The organism is Alkalihalobacillus sp. BA299 (assembly GCF_017745675.1).
Taxonomy (GTDB): domain Bacteria; phylum Bacillota; class Bacilli; order Bacillales; family Bacillaceae_F; genus Alkalihalobacterium.
The window spans coordinates 18,815-34,740 of the sequence record NZ_JAFLJM010000031.1 but is presented as its reverse complement, the minus strand read 5'-3'; the positions used below and the strand labels follow the sequence as shown (position 1 = coordinate 34,740).

The following is a 15,926-nucleotide window of genomic DNA, read 5'->3' as shown; positions in this document are numbered from 1 at the left end:
CAATTAAGAGCAAGCTCTTAATTGGTCCGCTCGACTTGCATGTATTAGGCACGCCGCCAGCGTTCGTCCTGAGCCAGGATCAAACTCTCCATAAAAGTGTTTGATTAAGCTCACTTCCACAGGATGTGGTGGCTTCGATGTTGCGAACAGGACGTTCGCGTTCTTAATCGAAGATCATTCATCACTGTGACGTTTTAAAACATTGACGAGATATCATGTATCTCTTTATTTCGCTTGGCTTTTTGTTCAGTTTTCAAAGGACTCCATCACTCGTAAGCGACTTTTATATTATATCAATCAGCACTTGCGCTGTCAACAACTTTTTTTGATAACTTTTTCTTTCAGAAACTGTTTCGTTGACAACGAAAATAAATATACCAAGTATACGAATAAAAATCAATAACTTTTTTCGAGAAAAATATCCCATTTTAAACTCTGCCGTTTTACAAATTCTAAAACACACTTCTAGTAACAAACAATATTCTCGGATAAATGGGCTTTCCATCAAATTACCTTATTTGTTTAATCAAAGTTACTTTTAACAAAGCAAATCAAAAAGGACCACAATACTGTGGCCCTATAAGAAACGAGTTATTCTGTTAAAAACGCAAAATATAAAAGGAAAACAACAAATAGAACGTACATAATCGGATGGACTTCTTTACCTTTTCCTTTTACGATCATCGTTAATGGGTAGAAGATAAACCCTAAAGCGATACCTGTAGCAATGCTATACGTTAACGGCATCGAAATTATTGTTAAAAAAGATGGTACTGCAATCTCAAACTGCTTCCAATCGATTAAGCCAAGCGAAGAGGCCATCAATACCCCAACAATAATAAGTGCTGGAGCTGTAACTTGTGGTGTCACGACAGCTAATAGTGGTGAAAACAGTAATGCAATTAAAAAGAATGCTGCAGTGACTAATGACGTAAAACCTGTACGCCCTCCTGCTGCTACCCCTGATGATGACTCAATGTAAGCTGTTGTAGTTGATGTCCCTAAAATGGCACCAATTGAAGTTGCACTCGAGTCTGCAAGTAATGCTTTATCAGCTCGAGGCAGTTTATTATCTTTGACAAACCCTGCTTGGTTAGCAACTGCGTATAACGTTCCTGCTGTGTCAAAGAAATCTACAAATAAGAAAGTTAAAATAACAACTAATAATTGAAGAGTTAAAATCTCTCCCCAACCTACTTCACCAATATAAAAGAACGCTTCTCCAAAAGTAGGAGCTAAACTAGGGACAGCACCTACGATTCGGGAGGGCATATTAATCAAATTAACAGCGATACCTGCTATAGCCGTTAAAATCATCCCGTAAAAAATACCACCTTTGACTCCACGAACCATCAGAATAACCGTAACGATTAATCCAAAAATAGCAAGTAAAGTTGGGCCTGCTGTCATATCTCCAAGTGTTACAGCTGTTGCTTCAGAAGGTACGACGATCCCTGCACTCTTTAAACCGATAAACGCGATAAACAAACCAATACCAGCACCAGCAGCATACTTTAACTCTGCCGGAATCGCATTAATGATAACTTCACGAATCCCTGACAATGTAATTAGAATAAAGATGATACCTGAAATAAATACACCGAACAACGCAACTTGCCACTCGATCCCCATACCAATAACAACAGAAAATGCAAAAAACGCATTTAAACCCATACCTGGAGCTAACGCAATAGGATAGTTGGCGACGACCCCCATAATAATTGTACCGATGGCCGCGGCTAAAGCTGTTGCTACAAACACAGCCCCCATATCCATACCTGCCGCACTTAAAATGTCTGGGTTAACAAAAAGAATGTAAGCCATTGATAAAAATGTTGTTATACCCGCAATCGTCTCCTGTTTGTAGCTAGTTCCGTGTTCCTTAAAACGAAAAAAGCGATCCATTGAAAATAACCTCCTCAAAAATGTTTAATTAACTTTCCCAGATTTTCAATAAATCATTTGAGACTGGCTCAAAAGCAAAAAAAGCCCTAGGTTTCTACCTAGAGCTTTTACGACAAAAAATCTGGAGGCAACATATAACGACACTCGCCACATATGTTGACATCCGATCTTTCGTAGTTAAGCCATTTACGGTAGCTTGGTAGAGACTCACGGGCCCTATTCCCGTGATTATACGAATGACGGTTCTAATTGCTTAAAGATAGCATTAGTTTATCAACATAGCAGTGGCGTGTCAATATAAATCACGAACATTTTACATTATTTCCATGTTATTGTTCGTGTTACTCCCACTCAATTGTTGCTGGTGGCTTTGATGTAATATCATAAACCACTCGATTCACGTGTTTCACTTCATTTACAATACGAGTTGAAATGACTTCTAATACATCATAAGGGATACGTGCCCAATCAGACGTCATTCCATCAATAGATGTAACTGCACGAATACCTACTGTGTAATCATACGTTCTTGCATCCCCCATCACTCCAACACTTCTCATATCAGGGAGGGCTGTGAAATACTGCCATATTTCGCGATCTAAGCCTGCTTTTTTGATTTCTTCTCTTAAAATCGCATCTGATTCGCGAACTATTTCTAGCTTATCTTCAGTGATCTCACCAAGTACTCGAATTCCTAACCCCGGGCCTGGGAATGGCTGCCTCCAAACAATTTCATCAGCGATCCCTAATTCTGAACCAAGCTTACGTACTTCATCTTTAAACAACGTATTTAATGGTTCAATTAACTCAAATTTCATATCTTCCGGTAGTCCACCAACATTATGATGGGATTTAATCGTCTGAGCTGTAGCTGTTCCACTTTCAATAATATCTGTATAGAGAGTACCTTGAGCTAAAAAGTCCATATCCGTTAACTTTGAAGCCTCTTCTTCAAATACATATATAAATTCATTTCCGATAATTTTACGTTTTTGTTCAGGGTCTTTAACGCCAGCTAACTTTGAAAGGAAGCGTTCCTGAGCATCAATTTTAATAACATTCATATTGAAGCCTTCACCGAACGTTTCCATAACACTTTCTGCCTCGCCTTTACGAAGTAAACCATGATCAATGAACATACACGTTAATTGATCTCCAATCGCCTTATGAATAAGAACAGCAACGACTGAGGAATCAACCCCTCCACTAAGCGCACATAATACTTTTTTATCACCTACAAGGTTACGAATTTTTTGCATTTCAAGCTCAATGAAGTTCTCCATTGACCAGTTACCTTCACATTCGCATACTTTATATACGAAATTCTCCAATAGTTGATTTCCATATTGTGAGTGACGAACTTCCGGATGGAATTGTACTCCATAATATTTTCGTGATACATCACTCATAGCTGCTACTGGACAAGATGGATTTTGTGCATCCACAACAAAGCCTTGAGGAGGAGCGATAATTTTATCTCCGTGACTCATCCATACCGACTGCTCAAGTGGAAGTCCATCATATAACTTTGAAGGATTCTCGATTTTAATTATGGCTTTTCCGTATTCACGATGTTCAGCAGCTTCGACTTTCCCGCCAAAATGTTGCGTCATCAACTGCATCCCATAACAAATTCCTAAGACCGGAATCCCTAAGTCATAAATCGCTTCGTCACATTTAGGCGCACCCTCTACATACGCACTATTTGGCCCACCTGAAAAAATAATTCCTTTTGGGTTCATTTTCTTAATTTCTTCTGCAGTAATAGTATTCGGATGTAGTTCACTGTATACACCCAAATCACGAATACGCCTTGCAATTAGTTGGTTATATTGCCCACCAAAGTCTAGTACAACAATCATTTCATTGATGTTCTCCATCATTCATCCACCCTCTATTATGATTTCGCTTATAGACATTCATTCGTCTACATGCCGACTACGAGAAGTTGATTTCCCTTATGTAGTAAAAGTATAGAAAAAGCTAGAATTCCTTCGTTACTATGCTGCGAAGACAGAATCCTAGCCTACTCTCTAATATCCCGCCTTCATAGTCAGATTATTTACGGTAATCCGGTAGAAACACTTAGGCCCTATTCCTAAGGATATATGAAGGTATAAATTAATAAAATTACGGATTTATTTTATCAATGACCTGCAGCATGGTCAAGAACCGATCTTTTTAATTAAATTTTCCCACAATTTTCGGTTTTGTTTCCAAACCTCTTTTGGGTGAGTATTTCCATACGATACTTTTTCATAGTTTAACGTAATTTCTGTCATCTCATTCATGGAATAAAAAGAATCGATTCGCTCTGCAAATTCACGTAACGTTTCACTGCGTTTTTTTACCAGCCCTTTATAACCTAAAAACCAAATAAGAGAGTGATATGCTAACTCAAACGCTCTTTCATTACTCGGTTTTCCATACCGATACAGTAAAAATTGAACTAAAATTCTTTTTCTAAAAACAAAACTAAAAATCACTACCATTAATAAAGTGCAGACTATAAGGAACCAAAAAACATAATTAAAGAAAAGCCCGTCTCTATTAATTCCTCCAGCTGCGACCTCCTCTTCTTGAACATCTGCAAGCGTTTCTTCTACTTCTGGCTCAACTGTTGGATTTTCCATTTCACGTTCCCACTGTTCTTCTAATTCAGGTGTTTCAAATACAAAGTTCGATGCATTATTAAAGCCCTGAGTCGGTTCAAACGGAACCCACCCATGTCCAGGAAAATACACTTCAACCCAAGAATGCGCATTAGCATTTGTAATTTGGTACTGACGATTGCCATCATCAAGATCTTGGACTCTCTCTCCTTGGGTAAATCCCTTCACCCATCTTGCAGGAATACCAATGGTACGTAACATAACGACCATCGAAGTCGAATAATTATCACAATATCCAAGCTTGGTCTCAAACAAAAATTGATCGACGTAATCTTGATCAAACTCTGGTACAGCTACATTTTTCGTTTCATATCTAAATCCTGACATTCGGTAATACCGTTCAATTGCTTTTACTTGGTCATAACGATTACTGTAGTTTTTCGTTATATCCTCAGCCAACTCACCCACTCGATCCGGTAATGAATTAGGAAGCTGTAAATAAATATCTTGAATTTCTTCAGGATCTCCTCCTGTAATCTCCCTTAATCTCGAGACTGAAAATTGCGGTTCTAAAAAAGATAAATGATAGGATTCAAGATGAATAGGATCATCGCCATAATAGGTATTTCCTCTTCCGGTATGAGCATCAAAAAAAACAGATATATCGATGATTGAACCGGCAGAAATATCAGTTGGCTCTCCCGCATAAAAAATATGTTCGAAGTTTTGGTACGGTTCAAATGCAATTGCTGCTTCTACTTCATTCACCTCTACTTTATGCTCAAACAGTGGATAATACATTTCCACTTGTTCTTCTGGTGTCGATACCTCCCAGCCTTTTCCTGTATAAAAATCCTTAGATTCCCCGCGCCAGTATTGTCCTTGAGGCGTCACGACCTGAAATACTGGTGTATCATCATCCTCGAATCCGCCACCAAGTCTACCATCATAATTTCCATAGCCAATTCGCTGACGCAACACTCCAGTTCCCTGACCGGTCTCCATCCCAATCGCAGCTTTCATATACGGTATAGGGTCCGCCCATTGTGGTTCATACTTAGGAGCTGCATATCCAAAGCTACTTGCTAATAAGAGCACAACACAGAGAGAAGCTATTAAGCGAACTGGTAAAATACTTGAAAACGTCTTTACATTCTCCCGTTCAATCGTTCGATATAATGTCATTAATCCTAAAAGTAAGAAGCCGACCATAAATATTCTGACGATTGAGTAACTCGCATCATACGGTGTAAACGTGTCTATTACTGAAATGTAAATAATTGTAAATAATAAGAAGAATAATATCCGTTTAGCATATACGGTCCAGAAAAAGAGCAGATAGCTCATAACAGCTAATAAGATGAAGAATAATAGACTTCTAAACATATCTGTAAGACCTGTCCAATGACCAGCTGACATCATCATGACATTATGTGTAAAGTCACTCACCAATATTTCAAACCAATGAAACGTCAAAAAAGGGCCTTCTAAGAACATCAAATGAAGCCCGTAAAAAATCAATCCCAATTTAAGAGGCAATGAAATCCATACTTTAACTTGCATAAATGTTAAAAAGGAAAAAAACAATGTTACCCCAATAAAAAATGAGATGTAACCTGTATCTGTAATATAAGGTAAAGGTAAAAGCCATTCTAAAAGAAGGATGTAACTTAACATATAAAGAAAGAAATGCCTTCCCTTATTTGTTTTCACCGTATTCGCTACCAAAGACATCACCTGCTTTTCATCAGTTCCGTGTTAAACTTTTGATCTGTAAATTGATAGACTTTCACATTTTGCATTCGAAGTGACTGAACATATTGTTGTTCTTCAACGTGGCCAGAAACCCAACAAACGATTATACTAATTTTCATCGCTCTCAAATACTGAAACCACTCATAGTCTTGCTCATTTAAAGAAACAGTTACTATCATAATCGTTCCATTACGATAAGGCTCCAACAATTTTGCTTCCGTTGGGTAAAACGGTTTCTTTTCTCCTTTTACTTTTGCCAGATGATAATAAATCATTTGATAATGTTCTAAAGTCGTACTCGGAGGTAGCACTTCAGGTTCTACTCCAATACTTACAAAGCTTAAAGCGTTATGACTTTCATAACTATGTTCAGCAATTGACGCTGTCAATTCAACCGCCCTTTCAAAAGACTCCTTAACATTTGTTCCAACATATCGATTAAAAAACAAATGATATGATTCTCCTTGTGATGCTTCAAATTCCTTTGTCATCAATTTTTCACTTCGAGCTGAATGCTTCCAATCAATACTTGTTAACCGGTCTCCTGGGATATAATGGCGAACGCCAGCAATTGAAAGCTCTTCATCTAATGAATGCGCAAATGATACACTTTCACCAAAGCCACCACTTGAGTGAACATTCCAGCTTTTTAAAGATTGATAGTGAGGAAAAACAAGAATCTTAGTTTGTACCTTGACGGTTTTCTTTCGTTCAAAAAATCCAAACATATCCCCGATGACAACCTCAACCTCACGAAAATGGTGCTCACCCCTTGGAAGATTGCTAATGGTGTATTGAAAGGAGAGTGACTTTTTTAATGAGAGAAAGAAAAGTGCGCTATTATTCACATCATAGCTCGCCTCTAATTCATGAGGAATATGATCTCTCACTCTAACAAAGCAAAACGGGTGAATGATTTTGTTTTTAACATAAACTTCAACTTCAATATCATCATAGGCTCTTAACGTGTCAGCACTTACTTTCCTATAGGCTTCAATTCGTTGAAACGTAAAGAAAAAGACACTCATTGATAATAAACTAATAACGACAATACTATAAAATAAAAACCAACTGACAAACCCACCTTGGAACATAGCATAGACAAATAGAGTCACGTTTAAGAGCAATAACAACAAAGGCTTTAGTGCCTTTTTAATAGCAGCAAAGAAAAACTTCATCGACGAGCCGCTTCCTTTTTAGCAGTAGGAACAGGAATTTTTTCTAATATGTTTTTAATTACATGCTCGGAGGTCATTTTCGCCATGCTCATATCTGTTTTTAATAGAATGCGATGTGAAAATGTATATGGGGCTAATCGTTTAATATCGTCTGGGATCACATAATCTCTTCCTTGCAAATAAGCATAGGCTTGTGCTGCTTTCATAATTGCAATAGACCCACGCGGACTAACACCTAAACGAATTCCTGAGTTCGAACGTGTTTCACTTACTATACTTAAAATATAATTCTTTACTAAATCATTCACGAAAATATCTTTAACGCGCTGTTGAATTTCAATCACTTCTTCAAGGGAAATGACGGATTCTAGCTTTTCAATGGGGTGCCCCTTTTCGATTCGTTCTAAAACGTCAAACTCTTCCGCAAATGAAGGGTACCCGAGTTTTAACTTAAATAGAAACCGATCTAATTGTGCTTCTGGCAACGGATACGTACCTGCATACTCAATTGGATTTTGTGTAGCCATAACGAAGAATGGTTTACTAAGAGCCATCGTCTCTCCATCCACCGTGACATTTCCCTCTTCTAATGATTCAAGTAATGCCGCTTGCGTTTTCGGTGACGTGCGGTTGATTTCATCTGCTAATACGATATTAGCCATGATCGGACCCGGACGAAACTCAAAGCTCATCGTCTTTTGGTTGTATATCGATACACCCGTAACATCTGAAGGTAATAAGTCGGGGGTAAATTGTATTCGCTTAAACTCTGCACCTAATGTTTTGGCAATCGCTTTGACCATCATTGTTTTCCCTACACCAGGAACATCTTCAAGAAGAACATGTCCACCTGAGAGCATTGCTACAATACTTAATTCGACTTCTTTTCGTTTTCCGACTACAACTTTTTCAATATTATCAATTGCTTCTCCAAGTCGATCTCTTACGTTAGCCATACCAAAATACCTCCATTTTCAATTACAACCTGTCTACTATTATCTTAGCATGTTAAAATACACACGCCACAACCTTTCATTTCCAATTTTACTATAAGTCTCGTTTATATAGGCGAATAATAGTTTAATAATATCGTTAATTCTGAATAAATTTGCAGTTACTCCCCCACGAAGCTTTACTGTGACTTCTTAACCACTTACTACCTAATCCTTTTTATACAAATTACTTTTCTCCCAAAAAAGAAAAAGCCGTTGTTGCACAACAGCTTACAAACATTAAGAACGCTGAATCCCTGAAGTAGAATAACTTTGAATCATCTTTTGTAAATTTTTGTGCGACTCTCTTAATTTAATCGTTTCCTCAATAATCCTTTGGAAACCTTCCAAATCTTTATCAGATGCATTTAATACAGACTTAGGAATACCTTCGGCGATTTGTTGTAAGGATAGATCACGGCTCACGACATTGACCACCTTTCTCTACATTTGTTGGACTTGTATTTTGCCCTCTATAATTATTACTAAGAGAAAGTTGAATTTCCTGCATTTGACTGCTCAAAATTTATCTACAAGTATCAGCAGATTTTTTCAAGAATAGAAAATATCATAACTAATATCACAAAAAACGACGGGAAAACTAAAAAATCTTAATATCTTGTATTTTTACACCATTTTAATTAAAATCCAACATAAAATAGTTTTAGGATTACCTAATTTTTTCTCTAGTTCCTTACTTTTATAAATATCGGTAACACCTGTTTCAAAGCCTATTTCTTTATGATTAGACAATCTTTTTTCTGAACTCAAGGCTTTCGTCTATCCCCTCATTTAAAATCTTCACCTTCCACAAAGTATGAAACCCCCATACCAAAAACCACCGCCCAAAATGGGGCACCGATGTCAAAAATAGTGATGTTAGCCATTGCAATGATTAAGGAGGTAAACGCTCCATACTGAAACTTCCCACTCGCAAAAGCATTGCTTAACGCTTTAATTAAGATGGGTACGAGGACGAGCCCTACTAAGATTTGTAGGATCTCATGTGGATAGATTGATAGGAACGAGTAAACATAATAAGCAAAAACTCCAAATAAGAACGTAAAAAACGATGCCCATATTGCGGCTATGTAACGTCTCTTTTTTGGACCGGTCATCGGATCACTCAGAGCCCCAACAGGTACACCTGAAGTCGTTACACTATGAGTACCAAAAAAAGACCCTAGCATGGTCGCGACTCCTGTATATAACGTCATCTTATTCACATTCGGATGATAATTTTCGGATTTAAGGATAGAAGCTCCAATTGTAACTTCTGCACTAAGGACGATAAGCATTAGGGGGAAGGATACACTAAAAACCACCTTCCAGGAAGGTTCCCAAAAGGAGAGAGCTGGAGATACCCATTCCGATTCATTCAACATTTGAAAAGGGATGGACCCATACAGGCCTATAAAAATAGTTACAATAATCATCGACATCAGTACTGGAGGAATTAGCTTAGTTGTCCTCATTGTCAATAAATAGGTAACGATCGCGATGCCTCCATAGAGCAAATGACTAGTCGTTATTACAACAATATTCACTGCATAATGAATCATCGCCCCGGCAAACATTGCCATTACAATTTGCGGTTTAATAAATTGTATAATTTTATCATAAAGTTTAAAGACCCCAATCAATACGATCAATAAACCTGAAACGGCATAGCCAAAGGTTGCTGTAGATATTGGGGTGACATAGAGGACAGAACCGATAAAAACGATCGCTGGCACCGACATCGTCGCATTAAGTGGCTGCTTCGTTTGCCACGCTATGAGAAACCCCAGACACCCAGCTAACACATATGCTCCAAAAATCCAGCTAACAATAATCTCAGCGGAAAGATTATGCCTTTGTGCCACCTCCAAGACTACTAGTGTAGGGGTGACACATGTCATAATCGTTGCTAAAATCCCAGATGAAATAATGGGAAGTGTTGATTTTCGGACTATCATTGTAATTAAACGTAACATGATAACCTACCTTAAGTGTTTGAAATAATATAAAATTTTCACCACTATTTCTAGTGATCTACCGTTCCGAATTTTTAAGAAAACTCCTCATTGGGTGTCCATTCCATGCTCTGCTAGCGGTACTTGATAGCCAGGATAATCTGGGATGGGAGTTTTAATGACTGATCCAGAACTACAATCTATTAAATGAACGCCTAATTCTTTCATTTTTTTCGAATAATAGACGTAATCATCAACACTGTTTCCTTCTGAGGAATATTCAGTTGCTGACACTCGAACAAATAGTGGCTTTTTCCACACTTGTATTATTTCTTGTAATAGCTCTTCTAAAAATCGAAATCTTCGATCACGACTTCCTCCATAATTATCATCTCGTTTATTTGATAACGGCGATAAAAACTCGTTAATTAAGTATCCATGAGCCGCATGAAGCTCGATCATATCAAAACCAGCTCGATTCGCACGTCGCGCACCATCTACAAAGCTCCAATCGCGACTTGAATGTCTTCTATACTCATTTCTAACGGAGTTTTACGGTCTTCTGCAAAAGGAATTGGAGAAGGTCCGATAATCTGACCACTCACATCTGCTTTTCGACCTGCATACGAAAGTTGTATTCCAGCTTTTGAATCATTTAAGTGAATTAAATCTAAAACTTCCTTTAATCCACTAATGTGATCATCCTCCCATATTCAAGAGTTACTGTTGTTTTAAGAAATCATCATTTTTCAAATCCGTCACAAACATATGGCCTGGTGCATGGGTAATCACATACGGAATTTTTGAGTGGATCGCAACGGATTGAGGAGTTACTCCACATGCCCAAAATACAGGGGTTTCCCCTTCATCCACCTCTACATATTCACCAAAGTCAGGCTTGGAAACCTCCTGGATGCCAATGTCTGCAGGACTTCCTACGTGAACTGGTGCTCCATGCATATTCGGAAATTGCGCTGTCACATCTATTGCCTTTTGAACCAATTCATTTTTAATTGGCCGCATTGATACAACAACTGGTCCACTGAAAGGACCAGCTTGCTTAGTTTTCATATTCGTTATATACATTGCCACATTTTTATTTTGTTCAATATGTTTTAACGAAACATTTTCTTTTAAAAGCTGGTTTTCAAATGTAAAGCTACAGCCGATTAAAAACGATACAAAATCATCTTTCCAAATAGGACTAAGATCTCTAAGCTTCTCTTTTAGGTGACCGTTCTCATAGACGTAGTACTGAGGAATATCGCGTCTAATATCAGATCCTGGTGCAAGAGCTGATTCAATTTCGCCAGCTTCTATTACATCGATGATCGGGCAGGATTTAGGATTTCTAATGGCAAACAGAAGAAAATCAAAAGCATATTTTTGAGGGACAATCACTAAATTTGCTTGAACATAATCACTACACATCCCAGAAGTGTGTCCATTAAATTCACCATTTCTAACTTTTTCTCTTAATTCTTTTGGGTGCATTTCGCTTACCTCCTCACATAATTTAAAAAGGTATTTTCATATTCAACTCTTTTGAAATAGCCATCATATTTTGCATCCTTCTCGGCTCAATGGGAATACCTTTGCTCATCCTTTCTTGATAAATCTTGTGAGTTCGTTCACCAGGTATATGAATTTCATTAACACCAGGTGCTTTTTCTGACCCCTTCAAACTTTTAACGACTTCATGAATACGTTTTTTAAACTCTTCCTCAGGCATAAAGCCATTAATATTAATCGCACCGATGAAGTGACTAGTGTTTGTTGGTTTATCGACATGCCCGTAACTTAAAACTTGATTAAGAAAAGCCCCTCCCCCTAGTACACCAGAGAGGATGTCTGCAAATAAACCAAACATAAATCCTTTGTGCCCTCCAACTGGTAACACCGAACCCTTCATCGCTTCATTTGGGTCATTGGTTGGCTCGCCGTCTGCATTAAGTGCCCATCCATCTGGTATTGACTTATCAGCATTCGAATAGACAACAAGCTTCGTCCAATTAGATACCGTTGTGGCTGTATCCATTACAATTGGGAACTCATCTCCTGGAACCGCTATACACCAAGGGTTTGTTCCTAACATCGGTGTTCTCCCGCCATAAGGTGCCGAAACAGGATCAGCATTTGTGAGGACAATGCCGATCTTCCCTGCTTTAGCAGCTTTTAAAGCATAATATCTGGCAGCCGTTAACGATGTCGAATTTCGAACGACAACAAAGCCACTGCCAAACAAGTCAGATTTTCGCATGGCTAAGTCCATTGCTAAGTCTCCCATTACTTGTCCAAATCCTGCTTGAGCATCAACTACAGCCGTTGTATGTGTTTCATGAACAACCTGAAATTCTGCTTTAGGATTACTTCCTCTATTGAGTGCTCGCTTCACCCACAATCCCATTTTATAGGTCCCATGAGTATCAACACCAAGTAAATCAGTTTCAACCAATACTTCTGCCATAATGGTCGCATGTTCATCTGAAAGACCGATAGAAACAAATACTTCCTTCGTCCACTCCTTTAAATGGGCGGCCGATAGATGAGTCATTTCAGTCACTGAAAAATCTTCACGTCCAGGAAAATCATAAAGAGTATGATCAATAGTATTCATCTGCTTCCTCCCTTAGTTTGTTAAATTACTCAATAACTCAGGTAGAAAAAGAGTTATTTGTGGAATATAAGTAACGATAACTAGGACAGCTAATAAAATAAGAATTTGTGGTACTAAAAACTTAAACATATCCGGAACTCGAATTTTTGCTATTGCCGAAGTCACAAATAAACATACTCCCAGTGGCGGAGTAACCATTCCAATTGTTAGGTTCAAGGCCAAAATTACCCCAAAATGAATGAGATCGATATCTGCTGCAATAACTAATGGTAAAAACAAAGGTGTAAAAATCGTTAACGCACTAATCGTATCAATAAAGGTCCCTGCTATTAATAAAATAATATTAATAAATAGTAGCAATAAAATTTTATGTTCCGCAAATGGTCCTAACATCGACGCAAGCTGATCAGGAATACGGTGAAATGATAGGAACCAAGTAAACAGCGCCGCATTTCCAATTAAAAAGACGATAACAGCAGTTGTTTTCGCTGAACTTAAGAAAATTGAGACTAATTCACTCAGCTTCAGTTCTTTGTACACAAATAATCCGATTAAAAGAGCATAGACAACAGCGATAACGCCAGATTCTGTTGGTGTAAAAACTCCCGATAAAATACCACCTACAATGATAATTGGCATAATTAGAGCTAGGACGGCATCCTTTAGCCCTACGATTAATTCTTTAAAACTCGCTCTTTTTTCCCGACCTTTGTAGTTGTGTTTAATTCCAACATAATAGCAATAGATCATAAGTCCAATTCCCATAAGAATCCCTGGGACAACTCCAGCAACAAATAAAGCACCAATCGATGTACTTGTCATAACCCCGAACAACACAAGCGTAATACTTGGTGGAATAATCGGACCAATCGTTCCTGATGTTGCTACTAAAGTAGATGAGAACCTAACATCATAACCTTCCTTTTTCATCGCAGGAATCATCATTCCTCCGATCGCTGCAGCAGCTGCAATCGCAGTACCTGACACAGCAGAAAAGAACATACTAGCCACAATAACGACCATGGCCAGACCTGCAGGCAAATGTCCTACTAGTGTTTGAGCAAAACGAATTAAACGTGTTGAGATACCACCCTTAGTCATCAGTTCCCCAGCTAAAATAAACAATGGTACGGCCACAAGCGAAAAATTGTCAATACCTCTAAAAATTCTTCTCGGGATGTTCATAAGCATTTCTGGATCAGTTAAATAAATTCCTACGATTGAAATAAATCCAAGAGAATAAGCAATTGGAATTCCTAGAAAAAATAATATAAATAAGACTGGAATAATTAAAATCATTTAAACACCCCCTTGATTAAATAGTACGCCATAAATAGACCACTTATAGGGATAGACATATACACATAAGCTGTTTTAATAGGAAGAAATCCAACAATTGTTCCTGATGCATAGTTGGCTAAAACTAGTAATATACCATAGTAAATAAATACACCTATAAAAATAAACATAATGACTAATTCAAATATTTTTAGGATTTTCTGCACTCGTTCAGATGCTTTATCAAAAAGTTCTACTTTTAAATGTTCTTTGTTTTTTACCGCTAATGCCGCCCCGAATAAAACTAAATAGACAAAGCTGATCATTAAAATTTCTTGTGACCATGACAGGGGGTTCTTTAGTACATACCGAAAGAAAACTTGAAGGAACGTTGTTATTACGGTGATTGTCATACAAATAAAAATAATAAATTCTAACGTATAGCTTAAGTAATGACCTACTCTTCTTATCAAAGATCTCACCCCTCTGATGTGATAATAGAAATATAGACTACTGCATTATGACAGTAGTCTATATCCAGTCCTTCTAATGCTTAAAGACTCGTTTTTCAATTATTTGTTTTCAATTTTTTCAATTAGTTCAGCTGGAACTTGTGAACTTAATACGTTTCTTACGTCAAGTGTAGCCTCTCTAAATGCATCGAAGTCTATATCACTAGTAACCGTTACACCGTTTTCCTGTAGGTGTTCAATAATTTCGTCATTTTTTGTTTGCAATGTATCTCTTTGATACGTTTTCGCTACCTCTACTGCCTCTTCAACTAATTCCTGCTGTTCAGGAGTTAATCCTTCCCAAGCTCTCTCACTCATAACTACAATTGCAGGTGAAAACGTATGGGCTGTTAGAGAAACATATTTTTGTACTTCATAAAATTTCATTGAATAAATTGTATTTAAAGGATTTTCTTGACCATCAACTACACCTTGATCAAGAGCAGAATATAACTCATTAAAGGCAACAGGTGTAGGGCTAGCTCCTAAAGCTTTCATGTGCGCTTCCCAAACTGGTGCTGGCTGTACACGAATATTTAATCCATTCATATCTTCAGGCGTTTTCACTTCAACTTTATTGTTTGTCACGTGGCGTTGCCCTACTTCCCAGTATCCTAGAGCCTTCATTCCTTTTTCGTTTGATAATTCAAGTAATTCAGCTCCAACATCTCCATCTAGTGTACTGTAAACATGATCAAGATCTTCAAAAAGGTATGGAATACCAAATACGTTCATTTCTGGTACTGTATTTGCAAAAGAACTGTCTGCTGAAACCGTTGTCATATCCAGAGTGCCATCTAAAACTTGCTCAACAGCTTCGCCTTCATTACCTAGGACAGCACCACTGAAAATCTCCACTGTAATTGTACCATTTGAACTCGCTTCGATTTCTTCTTTGAACTTCTCAGCTGCAATGTGGTACTGATGTGTTTCAGAACCAGAGTGTGCTAATTTTAATGTTACTTCTGCTTCAGCAGTTGCCTCATCACTTGATCCTTCTGTATCAGTAGCATCGCTTTCTCCTGGTTCTGCACTTGAACCTCCTCCACACGCTACGAGAAAAATAGAAAGTGCGAGCATCATCCCAAATAAAGCCATAAATTTCTTTTTCATTTACTTAAC

13 protein-coding genes, 1 rRNA gene, 1 pseudogene and 2 riboswitches are annotated in these 15,926 nt (G+C 37.8%); all 15 genes and pseudogenes read right to left on the bottom strand.

Annotated features, from left to right (window positions below; genetic code table 11):
- A 16S ribosomal RNA gene (locus tag J0N78_RS24225) occupies nucleotides 1-95 on the bottom strand; the annotation flags it as partial.
- 496 nt (nucleotides 96-591) lie between these two features.
- The gene (locus J0N78_RS24220) at nucleotides 592-1,905 is read right to left on the bottom strand and encodes an NCS2 family permease (protein WP_209125656.1); all 1,314 of its coding nucleotides are present in this window, start codon (nucleotides 1,903-1,905) and stop codon (nucleotides 592-594) included.
- 154 nt (nucleotides 1,906-2,059) lie between these two features.
- Nucleotides 2,060-2,161, bottom strand: a riboswitch (purine riboswitch).
- Nucleotides 2,162-2,246: 85 nt separating this feature from the next.
- Nucleotides 2,247-3,785, bottom strand: coding sequence for a glutamine-hydrolyzing GMP synthase (guaA, locus tag J0N78_RS24215; RefSeq protein WP_209125655.1), 1,539 nt, complete (start codon nucleotides 3,783-3,785; stop codon nucleotides 2,247-2,249).
- Nucleotides 3,786-3,935: 150 nt separating this feature from the next.
- Nucleotides 3,936-4,037, bottom strand: a riboswitch (purine riboswitch).
- Between the two features lie 33 nt (nucleotides 4,038-4,070).
- Nucleotides 4,071-6,230, bottom strand: coding sequence for a transglutaminase TgpA family protein (locus J0N78_RS24210; RefSeq protein WP_209125654.1), 2,160 nt, complete (start codon nucleotides 6,228-6,230; stop codon nucleotides 4,071-4,073).
- Nucleotides 6,231-6,250: 20 nt separating this feature from the next.
- Complete coding sequence (locus J0N78_RS24205) at nucleotides 6,251-7,450, bottom strand: DUF58 domain-containing protein (protein ID WP_209125653.1); 1,200 nt, start codon at nucleotides 7,448-7,450, stop codon at nucleotides 6,251-6,253.
- Complete coding sequence (locus J0N78_RS24200; RefSeq protein ID WP_209125652.1) at nucleotides 7,447-8,406, bottom strand: AAA family ATPase; 960 nt, start codon at nucleotides 8,404-8,406, stop codon at nucleotides 7,447-7,449. The genes J0N78_RS24205 and J0N78_RS24200 overlap by 4 nt, the downstream gene beginning before the upstream one ends.
- Nucleotides 8,407-8,682: 276 nt before the next feature.
- Complete coding sequence (locus J0N78_RS24195) at nucleotides 8,683-8,868, bottom strand: hypothetical protein (protein WP_209125651.1); 186 nt, start codon at nucleotides 8,866-8,868, stop codon at nucleotides 8,683-8,685.
- A gap of 362 nt (nucleotides 8,869-9,230) precedes the next feature.
- Nucleotides 9,231-10,418: a benzoate/H(+) symporter BenE family transporter gene (locus tag J0N78_RS24190; RefSeq protein ID WP_209125650.1), complete on the bottom strand. Its 1,188-nt coding sequence runs from the start codon at nucleotides 10,416-10,418 to the stop codon at nucleotides 9,231-9,233.
- 87 nt (nucleotides 10,419-10,505) lie between these two features.
- On the bottom strand, nucleotides 10,506-10,859 hold the full coding sequence (locus J0N78_RS24185; RefSeq protein WP_209125659.1) for an oxidoreductase: 354 nt from the start codon (nucleotides 10,857-10,859) through the stop codon (nucleotides 10,506-10,508).
- Between the two features lie 35 nt (nucleotides 10,860-10,894).
- A complete protein-coding gene (locus tag J0N78_RS26285; RefSeq protein WP_307795002.1) occupies nucleotides 10,895-11,062 on the bottom strand; it encodes a hypothetical protein in 168 nt (55 codons plus the stop codon).
- Nucleotides 11,063-11,117: 55 nt separating this feature from the next.
- Nucleotides 11,118-11,897, bottom strand: a pseudogene (locus J0N78_RS24175) (putative hydro-lyase); the annotation flags it as partial.
- 16 nt (nucleotides 11,898-11,913) lie between these two features.
- Complete coding sequence (locus J0N78_RS24170) at nucleotides 11,914-13,014, bottom strand: Ldh family oxidoreductase (protein WP_209125648.1); 1,101 nt, start codon at nucleotides 13,012-13,014, stop codon at nucleotides 11,914-11,916.
- A gap of 12 nt (nucleotides 13,015-13,026) precedes the next feature.
- A complete protein-coding gene (locus J0N78_RS24165; protein WP_209125647.1) occupies nucleotides 13,027-14,313 on the bottom strand; it encodes a TRAP transporter large permease in 1,287 nt (428 codons plus the stop codon).
- The gene (locus tag J0N78_RS24160; protein WP_209125646.1) at nucleotides 14,310-14,765 is read right to left on the bottom strand and encodes a TRAP transporter small permease; all 456 of its coding nucleotides are present in this window, start codon (nucleotides 14,763-14,765) and stop codon (nucleotides 14,310-14,312) included. The genes J0N78_RS24165 and J0N78_RS24160 overlap by 4 nt, the downstream gene beginning before the upstream one ends.
- A 99-nt stretch (nucleotides 14,766-14,864) precedes the next feature.
- Complete coding sequence (locus J0N78_RS24155; protein WP_247747525.1) at nucleotides 14,865-15,917, bottom strand: TRAP transporter substrate-binding protein; 1,053 nt, start codon at nucleotides 15,915-15,917, stop codon at nucleotides 14,865-14,867.
- Nucleotides 15,918-15,926: the final 9 nt, after the last annotated feature.

Coding starts and splice junctions, on each gene's coding strand:
- J0N78_RS24220 (WP_209125656.1), bottom strand. CDS start 1,905: ATGGATCGCTTTTTTCGTTTTAAGGAACACGGAACTAGCTACAAACAG.
- guaA (WP_209125655.1), bottom strand. CDS start 3,785: ATGGAGAACATCAATGAAATGATTGTTGTACTAGACTTTGGTGGGCAA.
- J0N78_RS24205 (WP_209125653.1), bottom strand. CDS start 7,450: ATGAAGTTTTTCTTTGCTGCTATTAAAAAGGCACTAAAGCCTTTGTTG.
- J0N78_RS24200 (WP_209125652.1), bottom strand. CDS start 8,406: ATGGCTAACGTAAGAGATCGACTTGGAGAAGCAATTGATAATATTGAA.
- J0N78_RS24190 (WP_209125650.1), bottom strand. CDS start 10,418: ATGTTACGTTTAATTACAATGATAGTCCGAAAATCAACACTTCCCATT.
- J0N78_RS24185 (WP_209125659.1), bottom strand. CDS start 10,859: ATGATCGAGCTTCATGCGGCTCATGGATACTTAATTAACGAGTTTTTA.
- J0N78_RS24170 (WP_209125648.1), bottom strand. CDS start 13,014: ATGAATACTATTGATCATACTCTTTATGATTTTCCTGGACGTGAAGAT.
- J0N78_RS24165 (WP_209125647.1), bottom strand. CDS start 14,313: ATGATTTTAATTATTCCAGTCTTATTTATATTATTTTTTCTAGGAATT.
- J0N78_RS24155 (WP_247747525.1), bottom strand. CDS start 15,917: ATGAAAAAGAAATTTATGGCTTTATTTGGGATGATGCTCGCACTTTCT.